This window comes from Frankia gtarii (assembly GCF_025403375.1).
In the GTDB taxonomy this organism is placed as follows: Bacteria; Actinomycetota; Actinomycetes; order Frankiales; family Frankiaceae; genus Frankia; species Frankia gtarii.
In genome coordinates, this window is the sequence record NZ_JAMPTM010000005.1 from 50,217 (window position 1) to 76,984 (window position 26,768).

General features: G+C 69.6%; 26 protein-coding genes and 2 pseudogenes. 12 read left to right on the top strand and 16 right to left on the bottom strand.

The window, feature by feature from the left end; all coding sequences use genetic code 11:
* Window positions 1–119 precede the first annotated feature (119 nt).
* The gene (locus tag NBZ83_RS01910; protein ID WP_261564428.1) at window positions 120–1,079 is read right to left on the bottom strand and encodes an AraC family transcriptional regulator; all 960 of its coding nucleotides are present in this window, start codon (window positions 1,077–1,079) and stop codon (window positions 120–122) included.
* Window positions 1,080–1,217: 138 nt separating this feature from the next.
* Between NBZ83_RS01910 and NBZ83_RS01915 the strand changes: the two genes are divergently transcribed.
* A complete protein-coding gene (locus NBZ83_RS01915; protein WP_261564426.1) occupies window positions 1,218–1,937 on the top strand; it encodes an SDR family NAD(P)-dependent oxidoreductase in 720 nt (239 codons plus the stop codon).
* A gap of 3 nt (window positions 1,938–1,940) precedes the next feature.
* Complete coding sequence (locus tag NBZ83_RS01920; RefSeq protein WP_261574206.1) at window positions 1,941–2,366, top strand: nuclear transport factor 2 family protein; 426 nt, start codon at window positions 1,941–1,943, stop codon at window positions 2,364–2,366.
* Window positions 2,367–2,699: 333 nt separating this feature from the next.
* Here the strand turns inward: NBZ83_RS01920 and NBZ83_RS01925 are convergent, their stop codons facing one another.
* Entirely contained in the window at window positions 2,700–3,323 is a 624-nt protein-coding gene (locus tag NBZ83_RS01925; RefSeq protein ID WP_261564424.1) for a TetR/AcrR family transcriptional regulator, read from the bottom strand.
* Window positions 3,324–3,411: 88 nt separating this feature from the next.
* Between NBZ83_RS01925 and NBZ83_RS01930 the strand changes: the two genes are divergently transcribed.
* Window positions 3,412–4,179, top strand: coding sequence for an SDR family oxidoreductase (locus tag NBZ83_RS01930; RefSeq protein WP_261574207.1), 768 nt, complete (start codon window positions 3,412–3,414; stop codon window positions 4,177–4,179).
* An 82-nt stretch (window positions 4,180–4,261) separates the two neighbouring features.
* On the opposite strand, the gene NBZ83_RS01935 is transcribed toward NBZ83_RS01930, so the two are convergent.
* The gene (locus tag NBZ83_RS01935; RefSeq protein WP_261574208.1) at window positions 4,262–5,056 is read right to left on the bottom strand and encodes an SDR family oxidoreductase; all 795 of its coding nucleotides are present in this window, start codon (window positions 5,054–5,056) and stop codon (window positions 4,262–4,264) included.
* Window positions 5,057–5,260: 204 nt separating this feature from the next.
* Between NBZ83_RS01935 and NBZ83_RS01940 the strand changes: the two genes are divergently transcribed.
* Entirely contained in the window at window positions 5,261–6,154 is an 894-nt protein-coding gene (locus NBZ83_RS01940; RefSeq protein ID WP_261564420.1) for a helix-turn-helix transcriptional regulator, read from the top strand.
* On the opposite strand, the gene NBZ83_RS01945 is transcribed toward NBZ83_RS01940, so the two are convergent.
* Window positions 6,138–7,253: an AraC family transcriptional regulator gene (locus NBZ83_RS01945; RefSeq protein ID WP_261564418.1), complete on the bottom strand. Its 1,116-nt coding sequence runs from the start codon at window positions 7,251–7,253 to the stop codon at window positions 6,138–6,140. The two genes, NBZ83_RS01940 and NBZ83_RS01945, sit on opposite strands and share 17 nt — an antisense overlap.
* Here NBZ83_RS01945 and NBZ83_RS01950 point away from each other — a divergent pair.
* Complete coding sequence (locus NBZ83_RS01950) at window positions 7,240–8,061, top strand: alpha/beta fold hydrolase (RefSeq protein ID WP_261564417.1); 822 nt, start codon at window positions 7,240–7,242, stop codon at window positions 8,059–8,061. The genes NBZ83_RS01945 and NBZ83_RS01950 overlap by 14 nt on opposite strands.
* 155 nt (window positions 8,062–8,216) lie before the next feature.
* Here the strand turns inward: NBZ83_RS01950 and NBZ83_RS01955 are convergent, their stop codons facing one another.
* Window positions 8,217–8,825: a TetR/AcrR family transcriptional regulator gene (locus NBZ83_RS01955; protein ID WP_261574209.1), complete on the bottom strand. Its 609-nt coding sequence runs from the start codon at window positions 8,823–8,825 to the stop codon at window positions 8,217–8,219.
* On the bottom strand, window positions 8,826–10,499 hold the full coding sequence (locus NBZ83_RS01960; RefSeq protein WP_261564414.1) for an MFS transporter: 1,674 nt from the start codon (window positions 10,497–10,499) through the stop codon (window positions 8,826–8,828).
* 161 nt (window positions 10,500–10,660) lie between these two features.
* Here NBZ83_RS01960 and NBZ83_RS01965 point away from each other — a divergent pair, with 161 nt between their 5' ends.
* On the top strand, window positions 10,661–11,227 hold the full coding sequence (locus NBZ83_RS01965; RefSeq protein WP_261564413.1) for an HhH-GPD-type base excision DNA repair protein: 567 nt from the start codon (window positions 10,661–10,663) through the stop codon (window positions 11,225–11,227).
* 554 nt (window positions 11,228–11,781) lie between these two features.
* Here the strand turns inward: NBZ83_RS01965 and NBZ83_RS01970 are convergent.
* Complete coding sequence (locus tag NBZ83_RS01970) at window positions 11,782–13,254, bottom strand: WD40 repeat domain-containing protein (protein ID WP_261564411.1); 1,473 nt, start codon at window positions 13,252–13,254, stop codon at window positions 11,782–11,784.
* 421 nt (window positions 13,255–13,675) lie between these two features.
* On the opposite strand from NBZ83_RS01970, the gene NBZ83_RS01975 reads away from it, so the two are divergent.
* Window positions 13,676–14,305: a hypothetical protein gene (locus NBZ83_RS01975; protein WP_261564410.1), complete on the top strand. Its 630-nt coding sequence runs from the start codon at window positions 13,676–13,678 to the stop codon at window positions 14,303–14,305.
* Window positions 14,306–14,501: 196 nt separating this feature from the next.
* On the opposite strand, the pseudogene NBZ83_RS01980 reads toward NBZ83_RS01975, so the two are convergent.
* Window positions 14,502–14,673, bottom strand: a pseudogene (locus tag NBZ83_RS01980) (transposase); the annotation flags it as partial.
* Window positions 14,674–14,794: 121 nt separating this feature from the next.
* Window positions 14,795–15,379: a PadR family transcriptional regulator gene (locus NBZ83_RS01985; RefSeq protein ID WP_261564409.1), complete on the bottom strand. Its 585-nt coding sequence runs from the start codon at window positions 15,377–15,379 to the stop codon at window positions 14,795–14,797.
* A 106-nt stretch (window positions 15,380–15,485) separates the two neighbouring features.
* Here NBZ83_RS01985 and NBZ83_RS01990 point away from each other — a divergent pair, with 106 nt between their 5' ends.
* Window positions 15,486–16,955, top strand: coding sequence for an MFS transporter (locus tag NBZ83_RS01990; protein WP_261574210.1), 1,470 nt, complete (start codon window positions 15,486–15,488; stop codon window positions 16,953–16,955).
* A gap of 155 nt (window positions 16,956–17,110) precedes the next feature.
* Window positions 17,111–17,443 (top strand): HhH-GDP family DNA glycosylase, encoded by a 333-nt coding sequence (locus tag NBZ83_RS01995; RefSeq protein WP_261564406.1) that lies wholly within the window; start codon window positions 17,111–17,113, stop codon window positions 17,441–17,443.
* A 49-nt stretch (window positions 17,444–17,492) separates the two neighbouring features.
* Here the strand turns inward: NBZ83_RS01995 and NBZ83_RS02000 are convergent, their stop codons facing one another.
* Window positions 17,493–18,935: a toll/interleukin-1 receptor domain-containing protein gene (locus NBZ83_RS02000; protein ID WP_261574211.1), complete on the bottom strand. Its 1,443-nt coding sequence runs from the start codon at window positions 18,933–18,935 to the stop codon at window positions 17,493–17,495.
* 283 nt (window positions 18,936–19,218) lie between these two features.
* On the opposite strand from NBZ83_RS02000, the gene NBZ83_RS02005 reads away from it, so the two are divergent.
* On the top strand, window positions 19,219–20,151 hold the full coding sequence (locus tag NBZ83_RS02005; RefSeq protein ID WP_261564403.1) for an LLM class F420-dependent oxidoreductase: 933 nt from the start codon (window positions 19,219–19,221) through the stop codon (window positions 20,149–20,151).
* Between the two features lie 108 nt (window positions 20,152–20,259).
* On the opposite strand, the gene NBZ83_RS02010 is transcribed toward NBZ83_RS02005, so the two are convergent.
* On the bottom strand, window positions 20,260–20,871 hold the full coding sequence (locus tag NBZ83_RS02010) for a TetR/AcrR family transcriptional regulator (protein ID WP_261564402.1): 612 nt from the start codon (window positions 20,869–20,871) through the stop codon (window positions 20,260–20,262).
* Between the two features lie 185 nt (window positions 20,872–21,056).
* On the opposite strand from NBZ83_RS02010, the gene NBZ83_RS02015 reads away from it, so the two are divergent.
* Window positions 21,057–21,467, top strand: a complete 411-nt coding sequence (locus NBZ83_RS02015; RefSeq protein ID WP_261564401.1) for a nuclear transport factor 2 family protein — start codon at window positions 21,057–21,059, stop codon at window positions 21,465–21,467.
* Window positions 21,468–21,607: 140 nt separating this feature from the next.
* On the opposite strand, the gene NBZ83_RS02020 is transcribed toward NBZ83_RS02015, so the two are convergent.
* Both NBZ83_RS02020 and NBZ83_RS02025 read right to left on the bottom strand, forming a co-directional pair.
* Window positions 21,608–22,087, bottom strand: coding sequence for a GNAT family N-acetyltransferase (locus tag NBZ83_RS02020; protein WP_261574212.1), 480 nt, complete (start codon window positions 22,085–22,087; stop codon window positions 21,608–21,610).
* Window positions 22,088–22,127: 40 nt separating this feature from the next.
* Window positions 22,128–22,817 carry an NADPH-dependent F420 reductase gene (locus tag NBZ83_RS02025; RefSeq protein WP_261574213.1) on the bottom strand — a complete coding sequence of 230 codons (690 nt, stop codon included), beginning with the start codon at window positions 22,815–22,817 and terminating at the stop codon, window positions 22,128–22,130.
* Window positions 22,818–22,911: 94 nt separating this feature from the next.
* On the opposite strand from NBZ83_RS02025, the gene NBZ83_RS02030 reads away from it, so the two are divergent.
* Window positions 22,912–23,307 carry a winged helix-turn-helix transcriptional regulator gene (locus NBZ83_RS02030; protein ID WP_498041037.1) on the top strand — a complete coding sequence of 132 codons (396 nt, stop codon included), beginning with the start codon at window positions 22,912–22,914 and terminating at the stop codon, window positions 23,305–23,307.
* A 36-nt stretch (window positions 23,308–23,343) separates the two neighbouring features.
* Here NBZ83_RS02030 and NBZ83_RS02035 read toward each other — a convergent pair whose 3' ends face one another.
* The 3 genes and pseudogenes from NBZ83_RS02035 to NBZ83_RS02045 all read right to left on the bottom strand — a co-directional run.
* Window positions 23,344–25,560 (bottom strand): hypothetical protein, encoded by a 2,217-nt coding sequence (locus NBZ83_RS02035; protein WP_261574214.1) that lies wholly within the window; start codon window positions 25,558–25,560, stop codon window positions 23,344–23,346.
* 11 nt (window positions 25,561–25,571) lie between these two features.
* The gene (locus NBZ83_RS02040; protein WP_261564395.1) at window positions 25,572–25,880 is read right to left on the bottom strand and encodes a PadR family transcriptional regulator; all 309 of its coding nucleotides are present in this window, start codon (window positions 25,878–25,880) and stop codon (window positions 25,572–25,574) included.
* A 128-nt stretch (window positions 25,881–26,008) separates the two neighbouring features.
* Window positions 26,009–26,768 (bottom strand): annotated as a pseudogene (locus NBZ83_RS02045) (hypothetical protein); the annotation flags it as partial.

Below are 26,768 nucleotides of genomic sequence, written 5' to 3' on the forward strand. Positions count from 1 at the left end.
GCGGTGAGACCGCGTGCGCCACCGTTGGCCAGGCGGAGGCTGAACGACCCGCTGGCGCTGCTGATCGGTAGGGTGCTGGCCCAGTAAATCGGACAAACAAGGAACGGCGGGTAGACAGATCAGCGTTGATGCTCGCCACGGGTCGCGGAGCTGTGGTGGGTACGGCTTTGGTTGCGGTAGCGCCCTGGAGGAATCGCCCGGTGGCGTGAGAAGGCGCGGGAGAACGCGTACTCGGAGGTGTAACCGACGGCGCGGGCGATGACGTCGATCTGGTCGTCCGTGTCACGCAGTCGCCGGGCGGCCAGGTCCATGCGCCATCGGGTGAGGTAGGCGGCCGGGGTTTCACCGACGAGGGTGGGAAAGCGGCGCGCGAGGGTGGCGCGGGAGACGGCGACGTGGTCGGCGAGGGCGTTCAGCGTCCAAGCGCGACCGGGGTCGGCGTGCAGCGCGGTGAGGGCCGCGCTGACCGTGGGATCGTTCAACGCCCGCAGCCAGGAGCCTGCCGGCGCCGTGGGCTCGGTCCGCAGCCAGACCCGGAGAACCTGGATGAGCAGCACGTCAACGAGTCGGTCGAGCAGTGTGGTGGTGGCCGGACCGGGTTCGGCGAGCTCGCCCGAGAGCAGCCGGACGGTATCGGCGAGCGGACCAGCCCCGGCCGCCCCGGCGGGGACGTGAACCAACTCGGGCAGCACGGTGAAAAGCGGGGTGCTGACCGCGGGATCGTGCCGGTAGGAGGCGCACAGGATGCTGGTCCGCGCTGGCCGGGGCCCGACGTCGAGCCGGCCGTCTGTGGCGAGCGCCCGTTTCGACGCGGCGTGATCGAACGGTTCCAGCGGGCCGTCCGGATCTCCGGCCAGTCCGTGCTCGGACCCGGTGGGCAGGAGGACGACGTCGCCGGGCATGAGTCGCACCGGGGGCTGGCCGGGCAGGCGTAGCCAGGCGGTGCCGGCGGTCACGGCGTGGAAGGCCGCCGCGGAGATCCGGAACAGCTGTAGCCCCCACGGATCGCCGGCGTGGACCGTCGCCGCTACGGTTCCGCGCACGCCGGCGACGCTCAGCACGTCGGCAAGCAGATCCATGGCCGCAGCTTACCGATGAACATACAACGGGCCGGTAGCTGAGACGAACAGACAAGATTCTGAGATTATTTGGCATCGATTTCCGCACATGTGTGTCATACGGTTGATCTACTGAACGCGTCAACCGGAAGGCGAACCATGAATGTCAACGGCAGCATCGCTCTGGTGACCGGTGGGAATCGTGGCCTTGGCGCCCGCCTCGTGGACAATCTCCTCGACGCCGGTGCCGGCAAGGTCTACGTCACGGCCCGGGATCCCCATGGCGTCGCCTCGACCGTGAGCGCCGACCCGCGGGTGAGTGTCCTCGAACTGGATGTCACCGACCAGGCGAGCGTGGACGCCGCGGCCAAGGCAGCGAACGATGTCACCCTGCTGGTCAACAATGCCGGTGTGCTCGGGTTCGGCAGTGCCCTCGAAGGTGATCTGGACCTGTTCCAGCGCGACATGCTGACGAACCAGATCGGCCTGCTGCGGGTGAGCCGGGCCTTCGTCCCGGTCCTGACGGCGAACGCCCCGGGCGCGATCGTCAACGTACTCACCCTGATCGCGTTGGCGCCGGTGGTGGGAATGGCGGGGTACTGCGCATCAAAGGCCGCAGCGCATTCGGTCACTCAGTCCTTGCGGGCGGAGTTGCGTGACAAGGGCATCGAGGTCCTTGGTGCCTATCCCGGCGGTATCGACACCGACATGCTTGCCGGGGTCGACGCAGACAAGGCCGCCCCGGAGGTCGTCGCCGAGCGGATCATCGCCGGCGTCGCCGCCGGACAGGCGGTCATCTGGCCAGACGACGCCTCCGCCGGTGCGAGTTCGGTGTACCTCGCCGACCCGGTGGGCCTCGAGCGCATGCTCGCGGGCTGAGCGATGGCCGCCACCGGCCCGGTGACCACGGCCTCTACCGGCGGCGGCGAGCTGATCCACCGCCTGCTCGCGGCCGCGGGGAGTGGGAAGTGGGAAGAGCTCCCCGACATCCTGCACCCGGACTTCACCATCATCGAACCCCGCTCGCTGCCTTGGGGCGGGACGCACGTTGGCATCGACTCCTACGTCACGCTGATGACCACCATCGCAGCGACATTCGCACTCGACTTCCGGACCGAATGGGTTGTCCGGGACGGCGATCACCTCGTGCTGAGGGCTACCGTCACCTTCACCGATCGGGCAACGGGAAATGGAGTGGTGATGCCGACCGTGGAGCTGTTCACGGTCGCGGACGGTCGTCTACGCACTAGCGAGGTGTATTTCGCGGACCCGATGGCACTGCTCGCTGCCCTGCCGGCGGCGTGCTGACGGCGTGCTGACGGCGGGTCCATGTGCCCGGCGGGTCTCTCCGGACCCGCCGGGCACGCGTCAATCCTGCTGTTCGGCGGCGGCTGCGTCCGGCGCGATGAGCGACGGGGAACGCGGGTCGGCGGGGAGACCAGCGGCGGGGCGTCCGCCGCTCCAGGCCGGATACGGCGTTCGCGTGGGACTGCACTTGAGTCAGATCGACGAGGCGGACGAGCTGCTGACGAACGATCCGCTGGCGCTGCTGATCGGGATGGTTCTGGACCAGAGAACTTCGGAAAGAACGAGCGACGGTTGGCCGCTGAGGCGGCCGGATAGGGGGCCGTGAGCTCGGGGTCAGCGCGTGGCCGTCTCCACTGGCCACGCCGCCATCGCCACATCGACGACGGCGAGCAGGTCTGCCGCGTGAGCGCCGTCGCGTGCCTGTTGTGACATGCCCTGGAGTACTGCGCCCACGTACCGGGCGAGTGCCTCGGCGCGGGTCGCGGCGGGCAGCACCCCGGCGGCGATGTCGGTCACGATCCGCTCGCGCAATGCCGCCGTGTTTGCCTCCCGACGTTCCCGTAGCAGCGCCTCGACGTCGGCCGACGCGGTGCCGCAGTTCACCGCGGCGCTCAGGACGAGGCATCCGGGCGGGCGATCGGGCCGGGTGTACTCGACCGCCGCGGTTCGCAGCGCGCGGTGGACTCCGCGGCCCACCGTCTCCTCCGCCGCCAGCGCCCGGTCGAAGAAGGCGCCGTAGGAGCCGGTGTACGTGTCGACCACCTCGCGGAACAGGGAGCGTTTGTCCCCGAAGGCCGCGTACAGGCTCGGCGCGGCGATGCCCATCCGCGCGGTCAGCTCCGCCATGGAGACGGCGTCGTACCCGCGCCGCCAGAACTCGAACATCGCCACCTCGAGCGCCCGTGCTCGGTCGAACGTGCGGCGTCTGCCCGGGCGGGGGAAGTCCGTCGTCGCCATTGACTCATTCTATAGCGATCGCTAAAGTTCTCCCCGAGATCTTTATCGATCGCTAAAGATCTGACCCGGGACAGACGAGGGGAACGTGATGGCACGTCTCGACGGCAGGACCGCGCTGGTCACAGGGGCCAGTCGGGGCATCGGGCGGTCGATCGCGCAACGCCTGGCGGACGACGGCGCCCTGGTCGCCGTGCACTACGGCCGGGACGAGGCCGCGGCGGAGGAGACGGTCCGGCGCATCACCGAGGCAGGCGGCCGGGCCTTCACCGTCCGGGCCGACCTCGAGGTCCCCGACGCCGCCGGCACCCTCTGGGCGGCTTTCGATGCCGGGCTGGCCGAGACCCACGTGGCGCCCGGGGTGGACATACTGGTCAACAACGCCGGTATTTCGTCCTCCAGCGACCTGCCCGGCACCGCCGTCACGGAGTTCGACCGGGTCTTCGCGGTCAACATCCGGGCGCCCTTCTTCGTCATCCAGGAATCGCTGCCGCGGCTGCGTGACGGCGGGCGGATTATCAACATCTCCTCGGGAGTCACCCGGATCGCCGCCCCGGAGATGGTGACGTACGCGATGAGCAAGGGGGCCCTGAACACGCTGAGCCACAGTCTGGCGAAGGGGCTCGGCGCGCGCGGGATCACGGTCAACGCGGTTTCGCCCGGCATCGTCGACGTGGACAGCAATGCGATGTGGCTGCGCGATGATCCCGACCAGCTTGCCCACTGGAGCTCCTTCTCCGCCTTCAACCGGGTCGGGCGGCCCGTCGACGTCGCCGACGTGGTGGCATTCATCGCCTCCGACGAAGCCCGCTGGATCACCGGCCAGATCATTGATGCCACCGGCGGGGCGCACCTGTGACGCCCTCGCCGTCGTCGTCCCGGGTGGTTGTCTCCGCGTCGCTCTCGGGAACGCGACGCGGTCGGAATCCCGGACGATGACGTCAACTGGTCTGTCCGGTCGGCATGATGGTGACCTGCTGCAGGTTGACGCGAGGCGGGAGCGCCGCGAGGAACAGGATGGTCTGCGCGACATCACCGGGCTGGAGCCATTCGATGGACTCCCGCGAACCGGCCAGCCAGTCGCGGGCCCCCTGGTCGGTGACGTGGTTTTGCAGCTCGGTGCCCACGATTCCGGGCAGGATCGCGCAGACGCGGACGTTTTTCGGGCCCAGCTCCGCGCGCAGGTGACGGGACAGGTGGCTGACGTAGGCCTTGGTCCCCGAGTAGACGGCGAATCCCGGGAAGAGGTTCTCCGCCGCGATCGAGCTGGTGTTGATGAGATCGGCAACGCCGCGACTGCCGGCCGCCTGGACCAACTGTGGGGTGAAGGCGCCGATGACGTTCATCAACCCGGTGACGTTCAGGTCTATCTGATGTTGCCACTGGCCGGCATGCCTCTGTTCGATCGGTGCGGGCAGCATGACGCCGGCGTTGTTGAAGACCAGGTCGGCGTCGCCCAGTTCGGCGCCGACGCGGTCCGCGGCGGCCTGTGCCGCGGCCGCGTCGGTGATGTCGGCCGCGACGGCGAGCGCGGTACCGCCGGTCTTCTCGATCCGGACGACCAGATCGTCGAGCCGGTCAGCGCGACGCGCCACCACGGCGACCCTGGCGCCCGACGAAGCGAGTAGCTCGGCGGTCGCTTCGCCGATGCCACTGGACGCGCCGATGATCACTGCGACGCGGCCGTCAAGAGGCTTGGCTGATATTTCGGCTGTTCCGGCTGTTCCGGGAGACATGAATGGCACCTTCCGTTCGAAGTCGGACGCGGCGGATGGGAATCGGCACCGCCGAGGGCTCGGGTAGCGGTGCCGCGACCGCCACATCCATCTGACCTCCGCGCCGGTCCCCGCGGAGCAGCGCGGCTGGCCCTGCCGAGGCAGGTACTGGCAGGGCTATCCGACTTCCGGCGAGCCGCCTGAGACCAGTCCAGACTTGGACACATGGACCGCGGCGCCGAGATCGCCAACCTGCTGCGCAGCCGCCGGGCCCGGCTGAGCCCTGACCAGGTCGGACTACCCGGCGACGGTCGGGTCCGTCGGGTCTCCGGCCTGCGTCGTGACGAGGTCGCGCGGTTGGCCGGGATCAGTACCGAGTACTACACCCGCCTCGAACAGGGCCGAGCGATCAACCCGTCACAAGAGGTGATCGAGGCGCTTGCGTGTGCGCTGTGCCTGGACTCCAGCGAGCGCGAACACCTGGCCGACCTGTTCGCCCGGCCGGCCATCACCCGGCGTGCCCCGAACGGTGTCCAACGTGTCCGCCCGGGTCTGTACCTGTTGCTTCAGACGCTGGAACACGTCCCCGCGTTCGTCGTGGGCCGGCGTACCGACATTCTCGCCTCGAATCGCCTGGCCCGGGGGATACTCACCGACTTCGAGGCGCTGCCGGCGGCGCGCCGCAACCTCGCCCGCTACTACCTGCTGGACCCGGAGGCCCGGCGACGCACCGGCGACTGGCAGCGGGTGGCGGCCGAGACCGTCGCCATGCTCCGACTTGAGGCTGGGCGCTACCCCGGCGACCGTCGACTCGCCGATCTCATCGGCGAACTCACCGTGGGCTCGCCCGAGTTTCCGGGCTGGTGGAACGACCACCGCGTGCTGCGCCGTACGCATGGCGCCAAGCACTACTGTCATCCGCTCGTGGGGGACCTGCACTTCTCCTACGAGTCGCTGCGGCTTCCGGATGATCCGGACCAGACCCTGTGCGTGTACGCCGTCGAGCCGGGCTCGCCGACCCAGCGCGCGCTCCAGCTCCTCGCGAGCTGGACCACTTCGCGGCTGGAGGCGGCGCCGCCTCGGCCGGCCGCCGCCCGTCCGTCTACATCCACGGATTGAGACGCCCTACGTGCGGGTTTTTCACCGCCGCGGGTTTCTCCGCAAAACCGGGCACCGGCCCATGGGAGTACCTGCGCCGCCATGCGCCCGGCGCCTTCCCGGTGGCGCGCCTGAAATAGGCGGTGAAGTTGGCCGGGTCGTCGAATCCCAGCCGTTGCGCGCAGCGCGCCACGCTCAGGTCGGAGTGCGCGAGCAGGCGTTTCGCCTCCAGCACCAGGCGCTGATCGATGTACGCCTTCGACGAGATCCCGGCGGCGCGGTGGGTCGCCCGAGACAGGGTACGAGCGTCGTACCCCAGCAGGTGCGCATAGTGACGCACCGAGCGGTGGCGTGGGAAATCCGCCTCGACCGCGTCGCGAAACGCACGGAAGACCGGGTCGCCGTCGCCCTGCCCAGGACCGCGGTGCAGGCCTGACTCGCCGGCGCACCGCAGCAACAGAACGGCAAGCAGGGCCTGAGGGATGGGAGGGGTGTGCGCAGCCGCCCCGTGCAGCCCCGCCGTCGCCTCGAGCGCGGTGGATTCGGCGCACTCGGCTGCGGCGGATGCCAGTTCGGCGCGCAGATGATCCGCCGCCCACCACACCAGGGACCGGCGGGCCGGGGACACCAACCAGGCCGGCGGGCCGAACGGATCAGCGGCGATCCGGGCCGCTGCCGGCTCCCGGACCGCGGTGGCTGTGAACAGCACGAGGTCGCCGGTCACGCGATCGACGTCGGGCCACTGGTGTACCTGGCCGGGACGGACCCAGACCACACTGCCGGGCTCGAGGCCACCCTCGACGAAGTCGACGCAGTAGCGGCCGGTTCCGGCGCGGACGACCGCCACCACATGGAAGTCGGGGCGCACCGGGGCCGCCCGCATCTGGCGGTCGGCCATCCGCCGCAGGTTGGCGAACTCCATCAGCTCGATGGACCAGCGAGAGCCGCCAGGATGCGCAAACTCCACTTGTCGGATCGGAACCATTGTCCGATTTCTACCAACGCCTGACCGCTGCTGGCAATGCCGAGCGGGGAGGTCCGGTCGTAGTTTCTCCTGAGCCACCAGCGTTTCGTGCAATGGCGCGCCCAACACCGAAGGAATGATCGTGTCAATCCTCACCATCGGCACCGTGCCCGTGGCCGGCGGCTCCCTGGTCGTCCACCGGCGTCGCGCAGCCGGCCCGGCACTGCTGTTCCTGCACTACTGGGGCGGCTCCGCCCGTACCTGGGACCGGGTGATCGGCCAGCTCGGCGCCCTGGACACCGCGGCCTACGACCAGCGAGGCTGGGGCACGGCGTCCTCGCTCGCCGGGCCGTACTCGCTTGATCAGCTTGCGTCGGACGTCGATACCGTCGTCGCCCGGGAAGGTCTGGATCGCGTCGTTCTGGTCGGGCATTCGATGGGTGGCAAGATCGCGCAGATCGTCGCCGGGCGCCGGCCCGCATACCTGGCCGGCCTGGTCCTCGTCGCACCCGCTCCGCCGCGCCCGCCGGCTCACGTGACCGATGAGTACCAGCGGCGGTTGGCACATGCGTACGACTCGGCGGAATCTGTCGAGTTCTCGATCGAGAACGTCCTCACCCACTCGCGGCTGTCCGAAGAACTTCGCCGGCAGGTGCTCCACGACAGTCTGGACAGCACCCCGGCGGCGCGGGCAGCCTGGCCGCTCGAGGGCATCGTGGCCGATGTCTCGACCTCGACCAAGGCGATCACGGTGCCCACCGTCGTCATCGCCGGGGAGTACGACCAGGTCGAGCCGCCGGTCGTCCTGGAGGATCTGCTGACGCCGGCCCTCGCGAGGGTTCGGCTGACGGTCATCCCGGGGGTGGGGCATCTGCTGCCGCTGGAGGCACCGGCCGCTGTCGTCGAGGAGATCCGCCGCTTCATCGAGAATGAGCTCCCTGGCCAGCCGACGTTGCCGGCATAAACAGGCTCCGTCGCCCGAGCCTGAGCATTCATGGTGCCACGTTCCACTTAAGTGACCACATGAACCGGGCTTGCGTGTGGCTGCCGGAATGGAGACCCACCGCGAGCGATCGCGCCGGCGTTTGACGAGCCGGAGCCCGCTGCTGCCGTTTCCGGTCAGAGTGTGCCGAATCCTTGTTGCAGGCGGGCTAGGGCGTCGTCGATCGCAACGACCGGGTCCCGATGCGGCGAGGACGGCGTGGGTCGCCGGGACGCGGCGAGTTGGCTGATCATCAGGATGCCGATGATGGCGCTGCTGACCGCGATGACGTCTGGGTCGTCCGCCTCGCGTCTGGAACGTTCTGCCACGGCCACGGTGAACTCGTGCGTGGCGGAGGTGAGGTGATCCAGGTGCGCCGCGCGGACCTCGGGTATCGCGGTGATGAGATCGGTGCGGTGCTGCTCCAGGGCACGCTGGTCGGGGCTCAGGGTGGCGTAGCCGGCGCGTAGCGCCTCGCGGAAGGCCGTGATGACGCCCTCGCCCGCCGGCCGGGCGCGGAAGTGGACCAGCAGGTCGTAGTCGGCGGCGTCCCACAGGACCATGTCGGGCTTGGTCGGGAAGTGGCGAAAGCAGGTCCGCGCCGCGACCCCGACCTCTTCGGCGATCATGCTGACTGTGGTCTCGGCATATCCTCGTTCGGCGAACAGTCGCAGCGCGGTCGCCTGGATCGTCTGCTTGAGCGCGATGGTCTGCTTCTGGTTCCACGACGGCCGCTCCTGCGACAATTACTCGCTCCCTTCGACAACGGTGTCAGCGCGTGCTGTGTCGATCATTGCCTCGCCACCCGCCCGGCTGACCGGCTGCGACGCGCCGGCGGCAATGCTGGCGGTTTCGACAGCGTCGCCTTCAGTGCCGGGGCCGGCGGCTTCCGCCCCGGCGATGGTTGCCCGACGTGGGAACAGCGCCAGCGCCAGAAGCGCCCCGGTGAACGCTATCCCGCCGCAGACGAGCAAGGCGGTGTCGATGCCGTCGACGAACGCCGAGCGGACGTCGGCAAGCAGGGCTGGCGAGTGGAGCTGGTGGGCCAGCGCGGTGCCGTCGAAGACCCCGCCGCGCACGACACCGGTCTGGATCGGGGTGAGTCCGGTCATCGCCGGGGTGATATCGAGGTTGGCACGGTAGCTGGCGAGTGCGGTGATGCCGAGTATCGCGGCACCGAACGGGCTACCGGCATCCTGCAACGCCTGGATGAGGGCCGAGGCCACACCGGCCCGGGCGACGGGGATGCGCCCGAGCGCGGCGGCGGTGGCCGTGGCGAGGACCGCACCGATCCCGGCGCCGGTGATCGAGGTCCAGGCGGACACGAACCCGAAACCGCTGCCGGTGCTCGTCTCGGACCCGAGTATCAGGCCGGCACCCAGCACGGCGAAGCCGCCGACGAGTACCACCTTCGCGCCCATCGCCTTCGTGAGTGGCTCGGCACCGATCGCGCCGACGGCGAGCCCGCCGAGCAGCGGGAGTAGGCGTAGGCCGGAGCCGATGGTGTCCACGCCGAGCACGGCCTGGAAATACTGCGGCAGGGTGAACACCACCCCGATCATCACCAGCGAGCACAGGAAGGCCAGGACCGTGCCCCAGACGTAGTCGGGGATGCGGAACAGGCCGACGTCGACGAGCGGCTCCCGCGCCCGATTCGACATCGGCGCCGCGGGCGGGCCGGGGGTGAGGCGACGCTGCCAGAGCGCGAAAACGATCAGCAGTAGGGCGCCGGCCAGCAGCGCGGAGATCACGAACATCGAACCCCAACCACGGGTGCCCGCCTCGGCGAACCCGTAGACCAGCCCGGCCAGTCCGGCACCGAACAGAGTCATCCCCACGAGATCGAGCCGGCCCCGGTGTGACCCCCGGGACTCTGGCACCAGCGCCACCACCACGACCAGCGCGATGACCACGACCGGCACGTTGATGAGGAAGACCCAGCCCCACCAGAACCGGTCGAGCAGCCAGCCGCCAAGGATCGGTCCGGTCGGCAGGGCCAGGAAGTTCACGGCCGCCCACACGCCAACCGCCCGGGAACGCTCGTCCTCGGCGAACATCACCGTGACTGCCGACATGGCCATCACCACGATGCCGGCCCCGGCGATTCCGCCCACTGCGCGTGCGGCGATGAACATGGCCGCCGAACCTGACCAGGCGGCCCAGGCCGAGGCGGCCCCGAAGGCGGCGAGGGAGGCGATCATCACCCGGCGCCGCCCGTACCGGTCGCCCAGCGACCCCAGTGGCAGCATCGCCGCGGCCCAGGTCAGCAGGTACGCCGACGAGAACCACACCAGATCCGTGGCCGAGGCATGCAGCTTCACCGCAAGCGTCGGTAGCGCCACCGCCAGCACCGTCCCGTCCACGCCGACGGCGAAGACGGCCACCGCGACGCCGGCCAGTGCCAACCACTTCCGATCCATCCCGCCCCCTCTTGTCATTCAATGCGTGTGTGTCAGTGAGTGACATTAACACAGCAGATGACAATTAGGCAGAAAGTGACAAATGATCGCGATCACCATGATCACGGCAGTCTGACCGGCGGCTTGCCGGCCGCCGCGGCGCGGTCGGCTACGGTGATGTCGTGGGACTGCACCTGAGTCAGATCGATGCGGCGGACGAGCTGCTGACCAACGATCCCTTGGCGCTGCTGATCGGGATGGTGCTCGATCAGCAGATCCCGCTGGAGCGGGCGTTCGCGGCGCCGCTGGAGCTGACGCGGCGGCTTGGGCGTGGGTTGGACGCAGCGGATCTTGCGGCGATGGACCCGGAGGAACTGGCGGCGGTGTTCTCCGTCCAGCCGGCGCTGCACCGGTTCCCCGCCGCGATGGCGCAGCGGACGCAGAAGCTCTCCCGGATCGTCATCGACAGCTACGGCGGTGACGCTGCCGGGGTGTGGACAACTGCAACTGACGGCCGGCAGCTGTTCAAGCAGGTCGCGGCGCTGCCCGGGTTCGGCGAGCAGAAGGCCAGGATCTTCGTGGCCCTGCTTGGCAAGCAGCTCGGCGTGACCCCGCCGGGCTGGCGCGAGGCGTGCGCCCCGTTCGGTGAGGATGGCAGCTACCGCTCGGTTGCCGACATCACCAGCCCCGAGTCCCGCAGCAAGGTCCGCGACTACAAGAAGGCGATGAAGGCCGCCGCCAAGGCGTAGGCGCCCTGATCGTCGGTATCGCGCTATCCCGAGTCGCTGGTCTTCGACGTCACGCCCGGAGGGGCAGCCTTTTTCTAGATCGCCACAATCGTGATGAGATCTTCGAGGCCGGCAAGGTCGGCGGCGTTGCGGGTGTAGATGCTGGCCCCGTGGGCGTGCGCCGTCGCCGCGATCAGCAGGTCCATCGTCCGTGCCCGTGGCTGGCGGCCGATTTCGACGACTCGGGCGGCCAGTCGTCCATAGCTGTCGGCGCGCCGTCTCGGTGTCGGCGCGGTCAATATCCGAAACGACGCAGGTAGGGCATGCGATCTTATCCAGGAAAACCGCGGCTTCACGAAAGAAAGCCGGCTGCTGGCAGCAGGCGAACAGCCGCCTGCTCAGGGTTTCCCCGGCGGCCGCCGATCTGAAGGATCGGATCATTTCCTGAAGGGACCGGCATTCCAGGGCCCGCTGGGTGATCACCGCAGGTCGCGGACCCATGTGCGGAAGGCGGGACTAGCGGCTGATTTCGACCGGCCGAGAGGCCACACCCGCGCGATCGGTCCTGCGATCGGTTACAGGCTCCACATCCAGATGGTGCCGTCCCAATGACCGGAGACGACGACGGTGTGGCCTTGTACGCCGGTGACGCAGATGGCCTCAGCGCCCTTTTCGGGGCCGGTGAGTCCGTCTCCGTAGGGGCTGGCGGTGGCGAGGTCCCAGATCCGGATGGCGCCGTCGTCGCTGCCAGCGATGATGCTGGGGCGGCCCTTGATCGGCCCGATGGCGACGGTCTTGACCGCATTGTTGATCGGATCGCCGAGTGAGCGGCCGACGGGCGCGGCCAAGGAGAGGTCCCAAGCTCGGACATCACCGTCCTCCCCGCCCGTGACGGCGATGACTCGGCCGCCAGCGGCGCCCATCGCCGCGGTGCCGACGGCCGCCTCGTGCGATCCGAGCAGGCGGCCCTGCGTAGACGCGGTGAGGTCCCACAGCCGGACCGTGCCGTCCCCGCTGCCCGTCACCGCCGTGGGCTGGCCGTTGACAAGGCCGACGGCGACGCTTTTCACCTCGGCTTGCAGGTCCCCGCCGAGGACGACGCCGGTAGACCCGGTGGCGGCGACATCCCAACGCCGCACGGTGCCATCATCAGCGGCGGACACCGCCATCGTCCGGCTCTCGATGGCCAGCAGCGCCACACTGTTGATGCCGCGGGTGAGTGGTCCGCCCAGCCGGACGCTCGACGGTGGCCGGGCTGTCAACTGCCACCGCCGCAGGGTCCCATCGACGCTGGCGGAGACCGCGAGGGATCCGCGCATCGCGACCGAGTAGACCGGCGCGCTGTGCCCGGCGAGCGGCACACCGCGAGCGTGCCCAGTCAGGGGACTCCACAGCTGCACAGTGCCGTCGCCTCGGCCGACCATCGCGACCAGCTCTCCCCGCAGCATCCCGGCCGCGACTGACCAGACCGGATTGTTCTTGCCGATCGCCGGGCTCAGCCTCGTCCCGACCGGACTGTAGGAATCGCTGCGTGCCGTTGTGCTCCCAGGCCCTCCCACGACTGCCGCGGTGGTGCTACTGCCGCCGGCCGACGAACTCTCAGCCGACGAGGCAGCGGACGAGCCATGCAGCCAGGCCGGCAGGATGGTTCCGGCGGCGACGACGGCCACCGCAGCCGAGGACCCGAGAACAACACGCCGAGTGGTAATTCGATCACGAAGCAGCCGGGGTGCCGTGGTCTGTTGCGGCACCATATCGACCGATTCTGCGGCGGCGGCGATCGATGCCTGCGGCACGTTGCTGTCCGCTGGTCCTGGTGCGCCGGCACCTGATGCGCCGGTACCTGGCTCGCCGGTACCTGGCTCGCCGGCCGTGGGGGGACGAATGGTCCGGCGCTGCAGATCGAGGTAGGCGGCGTCCCAACCGTCCCGATCGCCGAGGTCCGCGGGCAGCGTGATGTTCCGTTCATCGGCCACCCGCAGACAGGTGTCGACGAAGGCTGCAAAGCTTGCCGGCTCCGGCCGCACCGGACTCCGGTCGCTGGTCATCGCGGAAATCGTGCTCCGGCTGATGAGCGGTGGCGGCTTTTGGCCCGGCCCGACGGCAGGCTGCTTACCGGCACCGCGCCTGACCGTCAACCTGCTGGCCTCTTCCATGCCCCGAACGGAAAGACCCACCGCCTCCCGAAGGGACCGCAGGCGAAGCGCGAAAATCAGCCGGTAGTCAGATTCCTCTGCCATACGAAACGCCCCCCGCGCCACCGCAGACCGGATGTCCGGGGTGTCCGCCGAGGTGGCCCGGACACCCGAAACGGCTCCAAGTCTAGCCGGATGACCTGCGGCTCGGCGGGAAAACCGTCCGGACCTGTCCGGACCGAGGCTGGACAGGTCCGGACGCCGGGGCCGAGTCCCACCATGGGCGAGGCCGTAGTCGATCTGCGGTTGATTCGCACCAGGCAGGAAGGATCCCATGTCCAAGACGACTGGCGCCGAACTGATGCGCCCGCCATTGCCGGCCACCGTTGTGCGCGGCAGGATTATGGCCGCCATAACCCCACGAAGCGATTCGACGGAAGGACGGCGCACGCGTCGTTCCCGATTCCTGTATCTCGCGGCCGTACTCGTCGCCGTGCTGATGGCCGGGGTGCTGGGCATGGCCTCACCAGCCTCGGCGTCAAGCCAGATCACACCGGTCAACCGCAGCATCACCTTCAAAGGCGGAACGCCGGTCGGCGGCTGGATGCGACTGACGCTCAACAGCGACGGTACTTATCGCTACTCAGGGCATCTACACGTGTCCGGAGCGCCCAGCTACAACGACGAAGTGGTGGTCGCAGTCTCCGCCGCGAACGGCACCACGTTCACCTTCTCCCACACCGGTCGTCTGCACGGCACCTTCGAGTCCGGGTCGCGCGACGACGACTGGAATCGCAGCGGCTATAGGCACGCGATCCGCGACGCGTGGCCCGCGCTCTCCCGCAGTTGGCACTCCCAGTCGAGGGCGACTGTCAACTGGGATGCCGCCGCCGCCGTCAACAGTGTCGTCAGCGCACTGCGAACCGCCGGCGCCGTCGTTGGCACCGTAATAGCCATCGTCTGACCGCCTGGCGCCATCGTCACCGCCCGGCGAGGCCCGTCACGCCTCGCCGGGCTTTCGCCGATATCCGCGCCGAGCGCGGCCCCGGCCTGCCGAACTCGATGTGGGAGACGGTGGCGACCCTGATGCCACGGGTCTCGTCGTGGCTGTGGCCATGGCCACGGGTGGTGGCGCCGGTCGGGATGTCGGCGCGGTCGATATTCGACCCGGCGTTCCCCCTGCGTAGCAACACCGCCGCGGGCTCGCCGGTGCCGTCGGCGCCGTGGTCGACGAACCCGAACAGCGGGTGGAACCCGAAAGCCCTTCTTGAACGTCGGCTTCGCCTGTTCCTTCTCCGAATGGGCCGTGACGAGGGTGGCGTCCAGGTCCACCGCGAAGGTGCTCCTTGGAACGGGATCGATCAGGCTCTCAGCAAGCCCAATCCTCCCAGCTCGGGAGCGCTTTCCTATTCCCGGCGCCCCAACAGACGATCACCCCGGTGAAAGCCCCGGGCTAACCGTCTCCGGCGAAGGTGTAAGCGCCGTTGCGAATACGGTCCAGTAGTGTGCCGGTGAAGGTGCGCTCGCCGTCGAGGCGGGCGGTCGCGAGCCGCACGAACTCCACGGAGTGCGGCGGTCGTTTGGCCGTGTCGAGCACGGTCTGTTTCTCGTCGAAGCTCAGCTGGCGCTGGAGGCTGTCCAGCCGAGTGATCCGCTCCTCGATGGCCGCGAGGACCTCGTCCCGGGTCAGGTCCACAAGGAAGCAGAGGGCGGCGAGGAAGGGCGTCCCCTGGTACGGGTCGACCTCCCACAGCGCGCGGCGGAGCAGGTCGGTGAATGCCGAGCTGCCCTCGTCAGTGAGTCGGTAACGCTTGCTGTTCCGGCGGGATCGGCCGCCCGCGGCCGGTGGTTCGGAGTCCTCGACCAGGAGGCCCTCCTTCGCCAGGGCACGCAGGGCGCCGTAGATCGATCCGGGGTTCACGCTCGCCCAGTCCTCGACGCCCCAACTGATCAGCTCTCGCATGATCGCATAACCCGTCGCTGAACCCTCCTGGCGGGTGGCGCCCAGGACAAGCAGGCGGGTCGCGTCAGCACTCATGAGGGCACATGGTCGCACGTCCAGCTCGGCCTGGAGCAGTCCGGCTGCGCTTGACAAGGTCATATTCAAGGGTGAATGTTCAACCTTGAATATGGAGGGAACCCTAATGTCGATCACACCCGCCTCCGAGGCCCAGAACCACCCACGAGCCTGGCTGGTCCTCGCACTGGTGCTGTGCGCAGAGGTCATGGACCTGCTCGACAGCACGATCGTCAACGTCGCGGCACCGAGCATCGCCGGCGACCTGCACGCACCCCCGCCCGCACTGCAGTGGATCACTGGCGGCTACTCGCTCACCTTCGCGGTGTTCCTGATTGCCGGGGCCCGACTCGGCGATCGTTTCGGGCGTCGGCGACTGTTCCTGATCGGTGCGTGGGGGTTCATCGGGTGCTCAGCGCTGTGCGCCTGCGCACCGGACACGTCCACGCTCATCGCGGGGAGGCTGTTGCAGGGCGCCGCCGCAGCGCTACTGATCCCGCAGGGATTCGGTATTCTGTTCGCCTCGTTCCGGCCGGCCGATCTCGGTAAGGCATTCTCGATCTTCGGTCCGGTGGTAGGTCTAGCCGCAGTTGCGGGACCCGTACTCGGCGGCGTCCTCGTCAACGCGGATGTGTTCGGGACGGGCTGGCGTCTTGTCTTCCTGATCAACCTGCCGATCGGGATCGTCGCCGCCGTCGGTGCCGCGCGGGTCCTGCCGCCGGCCCGGCTGGCCTCGGCGCCGCGTCTCGACCTCGTGGGAACGCTGCTGGTCGGCGGCGCGGCGGCGCTGATCACTTACCCCCTGATTCAGGGCCGGGAGGCAGGCTGGCCTGCCTGGACCTACGCCATGCTCGCCAGCGGACTCGTGTTCCTCGGGGTCCTCGCGCTCTGGATCCGGATGCGTGTGCGGATGCGCCGGGAACCGCTGCTGGATCCGTCGATATTCCGGCACCAGTCCTTCTCCGCCGGGGTGGTGGTGACGCTCGTCTTCTTCGGCGGGACCTTCGGCGTGGGCCTCGCCCTTACCCTGTTTCTGCAGCTCGGACTTGGTTTCTCCGCGGTTCATGCCGGACTCACCGCACTGCCCTATGCGCTCGGTTCGTCGGTCGGTGCCCTCGTCGGCGGTGCCCGCCTTACTCCAGTGCTCGGGCGGGGCGTCCTCGGCCTCGGCGCCGCGCTGCAGGCCGTCGGGCTCGTCCTGATCTTGGCCGTGCTCGCCGTGACCCAGACGCAGGTCACCACCTGGCAGCTCGCCGGCCCGCTGCTGCTGTGGGGTGTCGGGATGGGCTTGGTCGTCGCCCCTCTCTTCGACTTCGTCCTCGCCGATCTGGACGGCGAGTCAGTGGGATCCGGCTCCGGTGTCCTCAACGCCCTTCAGCAGTTGGGGACCGCCATCGGCGTCGCGGTCCTTGGCACGGTCTTCTTCGCAACCCGTGACCGCCATACCGGGGCCGCACGTGACGACGGCTACGTCATTGCTCTGGAGCGCTGCCTCCAGGTCGGGCTCGGCATCGCGGTCGCCGTGTTCCTCCTGACGTTCCTGCTACCCCGCCGGGCCAGGGACGACGCCGACGCCGTGGCCTCCGAAGCCTTCTGACGTCGGCCATGTTTTCTGGGCCGTGCACGGATACGCGCCACGGTGCCCTACCAGGGAGGGGCCGACCTCTCGGCCGCGGCGCGCCTGGGCCGCTCGCCGGCTGGCCTGACCGGCGCCGCGAGGGTCGAGGAGCCGATCCGGCTACCGTGATAGCCGTGGGACTGCACTTGAGTCAGATCGACGAGGCGGACGAGCTGCTGACGAACGACCCGTTGGCGCTGCTGATCGGGATGGTGCTGGATCAGCAGATCCCGTTGGAGCGGGCGTTCGCGGCGCCGTCCGAGTTGGTGGAGCGGTTGGGGTGGCCGCTGGATCCGGGGGAGCTGGCGGTGTTCGATCCGGACGAGCTGGGTGCGATCTTCTCCCGGCAGCCGGTGTTGCATCGTTTCCCGGGCTCGATGGCGAAGCGGGTACAGTCGCTGTGCCGGTCGCTGACATCACCAGCCCCGAGTCCCGCAGCAAGGTCCGGGACTACAAGAAGGCGATGAAGGCCGCGGCGAAGGCGGGAAGCGCCTGATCGACGGGCGTCCGCGGCGTTTATGTAACGTGCTGTAGACGGTAAAGAACTTCTCCGTCGCCCTTGTTGTCCAGGAGGCGGAGTTGATCATTGTCGAACCAGAATTTCAGTGATCTCTGTTCGCCGGGAGCGCTGATCTGCATAAGATATTGTGCTCGACTGTCTTGACCGGCTTCCTCGTATCTGCTTAGAACCTGATATTCGCCTGCAATCTCCGAGTGATCATCGTAGTCGAGGACGAAGGTGCCTCGTGTGGAGAAGCTGACCCTGACCAAGCATGGTCCTCCTACTCCCTTCCCGGGTTCTTCCTGGTAATTGCAGTCCCAGTTTCCATAGAGTCTCTGCGTGATTCCGAAAATCTCGGAAGGGGTACTGGACGGAGTGCTTGGGGGAGTACTGGTGGCACCTCCCGCGGGTGTGGGAGTCGCGGACTCTCTCGATTTTCCGTCTGGTTTGCCGACCGGTTTCTCGTCCCTTTTGTCGGGTGGAATCGGCGTTGGTGTGCCGGAAGCCGCTGCCGTCGGCCTGGTGGAAACCGGCGCGGTCGGCAGGTCGGGAAGCGCAGTCGACGGTCCTGATGGCGACCTGGGTGACTGCATGACCAGCGCGACCACGGTGACCGAAGTGATCACGGCGCCGATGACCAGAGGCATGCGACGCGACCGGCGAGAACCTCTGCCCGATCTCCTCTCGCCCCGGTGGGACGGTCCGTGTGACGGGCGGTCGGCTACGAGATCGACATGCCGACCACCACCGGCGGCCGATTCGGGTGAGACGATCTGTAGGCCGGAGGGTGCGCTGGATCGCAATGGCGACGGGCTGGGGGGCTGGGGAGTCCGACCGTGGTTCGGCGCCGCGCGGCTGGCCGTGCCCGCGGCGGCGGGTGTCGCAGGGGCCCACGGAGACTCTGGCGGTTCCGCGGAGGGCTGCATCATGGGCGGGAACATGCCGTCAGAGGGTGCGGAGGCGCCGCCGGCGGCATTACCGGAAATCCGCGAGTCGAGCGATCTGTCGGTGGGGAACGCGGGCTGGGTCAGTGGCTTGGCGCGACCGCCCACCACAGCCGTGATCTGCGTCCGCAGGCGATCGCTGGCCTCCTCCCGTGAGCATCCGAACAAGTCGAACGACACGATCCCGCCCAGCACGTCGGGACGGCCGCAGTCCTCGATCCGGACTGGCACCAGGCGGCGCCTGAAACCCTGCGGGTCGGCCCGGTACACGGACTGCCATTCCGTCGTGCCGTATACAGACGAGAGATATTGCCCGGAAAGTATGGCGAGCATCCGAGTGGATCTTTCGATTCCGTCGCGCATCTGATTCGTCCAGTGCGAGCCAGGGACGAAATCCCACTCCGGGAACAGTACGCTGTAGCCGGCGTTTTCCAGCTCCCAGGCGATCCACGCCGCCCAGACCCTGTCGGCGGCCGCATACGAAATAGAGAAATCCCACTGCTGCTCGGCCACCTCGGGACCCCTTCAGGACGGTGATACCCAAGTATCACAGGTGTCGCCTTTCGGTCATCAAGCGGGTCCAGGCCGGGACAGGGCGGATCAACGGTCCGAGTGTGTACGTGGGAAGGGTCCTTCCGCCGTGCCGTGGATCGCCCGTCCGTGCGGTCGAGCAGGGGGCGGTGGCATCCTCGCCCTCGAGATCCGGCCGTTCGCGGCAGGCGTGTGCTCGGTACCGGCGCCGGATTCCACTCAAGTGGTTTCGATAGTTCGGGGTGACGTGGTTAGCGTGGGTGGCATGATCCCGATCGGGCTCGCCCTCGCACCGCCCGGACCCGAGGCGTCGAACGCCATCGACGTGCTGGTAGGCCAGGTCAGAGACGCCGCGGCGGCCGGCGTCGGCTCGGTCTGGATGGGCCAGCAGTACGACCTGGACGCGCTCACCGCCCTCGCCGCGCTGGCCGTCCATGTGCCCGGGATCGGGCTCGGCACCGCCGTCACCGTCACCCACAGCCGGCATCCGATCACCATGTCCAGCCAGGCGCAGACCGTCCAAGCGGCCAGCGGCGGTCGGCTCACCCTCGGCCTCGGCGTGCTGCACCGGCGGCCGGTCGCGCGGCGCTTCGGGATCGATCTCGACGGCCCCGCAACCTACATGCGTGAGTACCTACGCGCCCTGCAGCCGCTGCTGCGCGACGGCACGGTCGTCTTCGAGGGTGACATGATCACTGCCGACACCAGCGGCTTCTCCGGTCACGTCGCCGGGAGCACCCCGCCCGTCGTCCTTGTCGCCGCGCTCGGCACGGCGATGCTGCGCGTCGCCGGCGAACTTGCCGACGGAACGGTGACCTGGATGGCCGGCCTCCGGACAGTCGGCAGCCACATCGTGCCCGCCATCACCGCCGCCGCAGCCGGCGGCGGTGCCGCGGCGCCGCAGGTCGTGGTGAGCCTGCCGGTCTGTGTCACCGACCATCCCGAGCAGGCCCGCCGCCGCGCCGCCGCCCATCTCGCCTGCTACGCCGACCTCCCCTCCTACCAGGCGATGTTCGATCAGGAGGGCGTCGTCAACCCCGCCGAGGTTGCGATCATCGGCGACGAGCGTCACCTCGAAGCGCAGCTTCGCCGCCTCGCCGACGCCGGTGCCACCCGCTTCATCGCCAACCCCACCGGGATCACGACTCCTGCCGAGCGTGATCGCACCCTCCAGGCCCTCGGCGGCCTGGCCGGATGAGCCCGGCCGTCGTCCGTGGGTCGATTCCGCCCCAGCGACGCGGCCATACCGCAGTGGACGGAGCCCTGCTGCGGTCTACTGCCGACGGCCAGATGAGGCTGCGCAGGCTCAGGGCCGGAGGTCCGGCCGAGGTTCGACGCCGCCGCGCAGGACGCGCATCAGCCGGACGGCGTCGGCGGGGTCGGTGCTGGCCAGGGCGGTGGCATTGGTGAGGGCCAGCAGGTCGGCGGCGGTGAGGTCCGGGCGCACCGCGCCGGCTTCCTGCGCCGGGGCCAGCAGGGTTGCCATCGTCGAGCGCATCGACGCGTGCCAGCCTTCCGCCAGATCCCCGCGCTGCCCGTCGGGCCCCTGCGAGATCGCGGCCAGGGCGAGCGCGCGCCTGGTCGCGGCGTGCACGACGAACAGGTCCAGCCAGGCGAACAGGGCCTCACCGGCGGGGGACGTCTCGAGCAGGGCGGCGCCGTGTCCGCACAGGGCGTCGACCTCCTCGGAGTAGACGGCGACGAGCAGGTCGCCCCTGGTCGGGAAGTTGCGGTACAGGGTGGCGTTGCCGACGCCGGCGCGGCGGGCGATCTCGTCGAGGGGTACCTCGGTGCCGCGCTCGTCGAACAACGCCCGCGCCGCCGTCACCAGCAACTCGACGTTGCGCGCCGCGTCCGACCGCAGCCGTCGCCCGGCCGTGCGCGTTCCCGAGACGCGCGGCGGCAGGTCTTGCGTCACAACGACTCCTTGCGGTCCAGGCCTCGCGGTTCAGGGCCTGCGGTTCGGGGCTCGCGGTTCAGGGCTTGTGGTTCAGGGTTTGGGCACCGGGGCTTGCGGACCGGGGGAGGCTCCCATTATCGTTAGCGGTCAAGTGGGGAACTCCCCAGTTGCGTGGTGGACGCGAAGACGCGGAGGACCAGCCGATGACGTTGACCGTGGACGACCGGACTGCCGTCACCGACCTCATTCACGAGTACGGTCATCTCATCGACGCCGGGAAACTCGACCGGCTGGCGGAGCTGTTCACTGCCGACGCGACCTACGATCTCGTCGACTTCGGGCAGGGGACGCTGACCGGGGTGGCGGCCATCCGAGCCGCGGCACTCGCCCTGGGCGAGGCGAACCCCGTCGGTCACCACATCACCAACGTCGTACTCACCGAACAGGCCGACGGCCGGGTCCGGGCCCGGTCGAAGGGCATCGGGATCATGGCCGATGGCACTGCCGGCAGCGTGCTCTACGACGACCTGATCGTCCGTGACGGCAGTACCTGGCGCATCAGTCATCGCACGATCGTCGCCCGCCGCGCCCCGCTCGGCGGCGTGCCCCGCTGATGTGGCAGGTACGACTGGACGTCGCGGTCCTCCAAGCCTTTCCGGGACCCCACTGACGCCCCCGGCAGCAGGCCGATCGGGAGGCCGTCGTGGCTGCGGGCCAGGCGGATTCCCATCGACGTTGCGAAGCGCACGGAAGCTCAGAGACGTCGTATGAGCCGGATGCTGTACGGCTCGTAACCGAGTGCCCCGAAGAACCTCTGTGCGTCAATGTTGAAACTTCCCGTGCTGAGCAGCAGAGTATCCAAAGCTCGGCTGGCTGCGTGCTGTTCCGCCGTGGTCATCAGGGCGCGGCCGATGCCGGATCTCCGCCTATCGGGGTGAGTGCAGAGGTGGTGGACGTGAAGGACGTTGGCCGACTGCCGGAAGGCGTCTGCCTCCAGGCGTTGCTCCTCGGCGTACAGGTAGCCGAGCGGCTGGCCATCCGCCTCGGCAAGGAGCACCAACACGGTCACCGCAGTCAGCCGATCCCGGAAGTAGGAAGCTGCGGCGGCTGCGTCAGGCGCGTGGAAATCGGTTGGCCGCACGCGGGCGTGCAATTCCTGAACGCTGGTGTTCAACTCGCCGAGAGCCACCGCATCCGCCACCGTCGCAGGCCGCACTGTGAAGGTCCGAGTCACCAGGCCATTGTCGAACTCGCGTCCGCGTACGTGAATCGATTTATCGACGCCGACCCGCCTCCGGTGACGGTGACGGCGGGGCCGGGGTCGGGACCTGGGGGATGGCGGAGCTGGGATCGACGCCCGCGAAGGCCAGGCCGATGACGAATCCCGCGGCCTCCTCGAGCTGACGGGCGCGGGCCAACGGGCCCAGCACGGCCGGCGTCCCACCGACGTCGCGGACGAGCTCGCCGGTGATCCGCAGCGCGCCGGCGTCGTCGCCACAGATCACCACCGTCGCCGGTGCCGTGCCGGCAGTGTCGCCCGTCGGCGGCGCCGTCCACTGTTCCGCGGGGAACAGGTGGAACGCCTTCACCACATGAGCGCCGGGAGCCCACGCGGCGATCTGGCTCGCGGCGGACGTCCCGGCCCCGGTGAGCAGCGCGCCGACGCCGTGCTCCACGGCGTTGGTCGGATCGATCAGGGTGGTGCCGGCCAGGGCGCCGGCGGCGGCGTCCACGTCGCGTAGCACGTCCGCAATGCCGCTCCACAGCACCGCGAGCAGCACCGCGTCCCGCCCGGCGACCACCTCGCGCGGGTCGGCCGTCCGCGCGCCGGCGCCCAGACGGCCGGCGAGTGCCTGCGCCTTCGCGCGCGACCGACCGCCGACCACCACCTCGTGCCCGGCTCGGGCCCAACCCGTGCCCAGCGCCTCGGCCAGGGCTCCGGTGCCCAGGATCCCGATCCGCATTGATTCCTCCTCATGACGCCGACAGCTCCACAGCCACGGTAGAGATCGCGTTACGTACCGATCGGTACGTGGAGAACCTGCGACGATGGCGAGGATGAGCGAGCTCACTGATTCCTGCGTGGAGCTGGTAGCGGACTGCCGCCTGCGGGCGGCGACCGACCTGTTCGCCCACACCTGGGATCCGGTCGTCCTGATGGCACTTCGTCCCGGCCCTCGGCGGCGCCGCGAGCTGCGGGCAGCAATCGGCGGCCTGAGCGACAAGGTCCTCACCGAGGCCCTGCGTCGACTGTGCGCCCACGGGCTGGTGGAGCGCCACTCCTTCGCGCAAGCCCCTCCCCGGGTCGAGTACGCGCTGACCCGGCTGGGGCACAGCCTGGTCGACGGCCCGATGAAGGCGCTCGGCGACTGGACGCGTAAGCATGGCGACGAGCTCCTCGACGCGCAGGAACACGCGGCCCGGACGCTGCCGGCGCCGCCGCGTCCTCGATGACGGCGGCCCGTTCGCTGTGCCGTGTCGCGCGGGTGCTCAGGACCGACGTTCGGCCTTCTCCCCGGCGAGCTCGGCCCGTAGCAGCGCAGCGCCCACCAGGATCGTCAGCGCGCATGACAACCTTCTGGTACGACGCAGCCGACCGTCAACCGCCAGGAGCGTCGCGTCGAACTCCTCCGCGTATCGTTCCCGCTGCCCGTCGGCCGCCGCGACCGCGGCCGCCAGCCCGACCAGGCCGTGCGCGAACGTCCCCGGCCGCAGCAGGCGCAGCAGGCCGACCACCTGCCGCGCCGGCAACGACGAGCGGAGCGCGGTGCTCCCCGCTGACGGGGTGTACGACGGTCCCAGTCCGCCGGCGGCCACGACCGCTCCGGCCGTTGCACTGAGGACGAGCAGGACAGCCGGGGAGATGCCGAACAGAATCGCCGGGACCGACACCCCCGCGAAGATTCCCGCGAGCACCCCCAGCGCGCGCCGCCCCTGGCGCGGCCATTGCGTGGTAACGAGACCCGCCAGCAGGCCGAACACGGCACCGGCGACCATGGCGATGCAGACGTAGACGGCCATGGCATGCGGTGTGTGCCAGTTCTCCACAAGGAAGCGGCCGGCGTAGTCAGAGCCGACGGCAGAACCCGCGAGGTTACCGAGAGCCAGCCCCAGCAGAGGGCTCGCGAGGCGGTTTTGGCGGTTGGCGAGCGCTCCGAGTACCAGCCCCACCGCGGCACCGGCCAGTAAACCCACAACCCTCGCCCAGCGACTGTCGGACGGGTGGTTGTAGGTGTAGTCGACGGCGAACAGGTACGTGTCCGCCGCCACGCCGGCCGCCGTTTGGCCGACGAGGGCACCGAACACCAGGCCCAGCGCCGGTCTGACGAACCGGGGACACCAACTGGCGAACACGCCGGCGCCCAGCCCGACGACGACCGCGCAGGCCAGGATAAGGACAGCAATCCTGGTTCCAGGAACGTCGCCTGGATATGAGGGCGCGCTGCCAAGCATGACGAAGTTGTAGTAGCCGGTGCTGATCGTGGACACGGTCGAGATGCCCAGCGCCAGCCCCGCCAGGGGCCTGAGGAGCCGAATGCGACGCTCGGCGAGCAGGCTGGCGACGCCGCCGAGCACAGCGCCCAGCGCAACGCCGACCAGCATGGCGACGAACTGGCCGTTGCCGTGGCTGAACACGAGCGACGTGGCGGTGCCGACGGGCTCGTTCCCTCCCGACAAGGTGAGCGAGTCGGGCCAGTCGAAGGGGGTGCTGTACATGCGCCGCAACCAGGCACCGGCGACATGACCGATCACCCCACCGGCCGCTGCTCCCAGCACCGGTGTCGCAAGCCGGTGCCAGCGCGTGGCGAGCAGGCCGTGCAGCAGGCCAAGCGTCGCGCCACCCGCGACGACGGCCAGCCCGTGGTGGAGGTCATCGAGATAGCCCACGCCGGCGAACCTCCCGACGGAGTCGGGGTATCCCGCGCTGTCGTAGCTGATCGGGCCGGGAAACACGGCGTACATGCTCCGGCCCGCGGCGACGCCGAGGCCGCCGAGGAGCGTACCCAGCCCCAGCCCCAGCGCCGGGCGCGCGAGCCCATGGTGACGCTCGGCCACCAGGCCGAGGAGCAACCCCAGCACCGCGCCACCCGTCACGAACACGGCCGAGGCGTAGCCGTGAGCAAACCCGTAACCGGAGACGAGTACGTCGCCGTGCCCGGCACCGTCGAGCAGGTCGAAACCCGGCCTGGCGCTGTCGGCGACGAAGCGACCGTCCCCAGTCTTCGCGGCAAGGCTGGCGAACTGTCCGGCCAGAGCGCCCAGCGCCAGGCCCGATACGGGTTTCGCGAACCGGGGACGGCGCTCGGCGAGGTGGCCGAGGGCCGACCCGAGCACGGCGGCGCAGACCAGGGTCACGACCGGCAGGTGGCCGAAGCCGAAGCCGACGGTCTCCGAGTCGAGGTAGACGGTGCGGGCGACCGCGACGGGGACAACGGGATTGGCGACCAGGCTCGCGACCGCGCCGGCCGCCAGGCCCAGCAACGCCGGCGCGAGTGCGCGGCGACGGAGCGCCAGCAGACCAAGCAGCAGGCCGAGCAGCGAGCCGGCGGCGACCACCAGGTAGTCAGGGCTGCCGGGGAAGAACGCGGACAGGGCGTCGCCGAGATACGTCCCGATGACGACGCCGAGGCCGACGCGGGCAGCGGCCCGTCGCGGCGAGGCGGTGACGCGAGCACCGCCGGCGACTGCCGCACCTGCCGTCGGCATCGTCGGCACGTTCACCACGCGCCCTCGGGCGCGGTGAACGTGCCGTGGCCCTGCCCGTAACCGCGGCGCGGCCTGCGCTCGGCGAGCAGTGCGCGGGCGCCGGCCATCCCCTCGGGGGTGAACCGGTACAGCCGGCGGCGGGGGCCCGGACGGTCGGACTCCTCCCAGGAGGAGCTCGCCCATTCGATGCGTTCCAGGCGGGCCAGGATCGGGAACACGCTGCCGGTCGCCAGCCCGGCCTTCTTGGCGATCGCCAGGCCGTACGGCTCGACCTCGTCCTCGAGAAGCACCTCGAGGACGTCGAGCGTCGCCGGCGTCACGCGGGACAAACCTGCCATGCGCCTTAAATTACATATGTAGAGATAGAACGTCAACGGCGATCATCCTGGCTGAGAAACCAGACGCGGGTGCCGCGGCCGTTGCCCGCGGCCGTCGGGGCAACCGCCCGTCACCGGTCGCGGGTCAGCGTGCCGCTCGGATTGCCGGTGCCGGGGCCGTTCGAGGTGAAGCGAACCGTGCCGTCGGGCTGTAGGAGCAGAGACACCTGGCCGCCGTGGGAGCACGCGGACATGCCCAGAATCTTCGGATCGTTGCCCGTGCCGGGGATGTCCTGCAGCGTCAGGCCGCCTGAGACGCTGACCAGCCGTAGGTCGCCGGTGCAGCTGATGGCCAGCCCGTCGACGGTGACGTCGGAATGTGCCACGGCCTGCCCGGTCGACCCTGCCTGCACCGTGATGACGGCGTTCTGCGTCAGGTTCGAGGGGGTGGTGATCTGACCGCGCCAGGTGCCGACATAGCCCGCAGGTACAGCCGTGCCGGCGGGTGTGCCGGCGGGTGTGCCGGCGGGTGTGGTCGGGCTCGACGACGGGTCCGTCCCGGTGTGCTGGGCGCCGCCGACAGCTGCCGCCCCCGATACCGACGCGGAGCCGGCGGTTGCGCCGAACGGGGTGCCCGGACGGGCTCCGGCGCCCGTGCCGGTATCGCCGTCGGAGCCGCTGTGGACGATCAGCATCACGACCAGAGCGACCAGGACCAGGCCGATGGCGGCCGCGCCTGCGAGGACGGCGAGGGCAGCGGTGGGTCGACGCGGCGGTGCGGCCTCCCCGGGCGCGGCCGGCGGCCACTGCGGATCCTGCTCCGGCCGGGGCAGCGGGCCTGCGCCGGGCAGCGGGCCTGCGCCGAGTATCGGGCCTGCGCCGGGGGGTGGG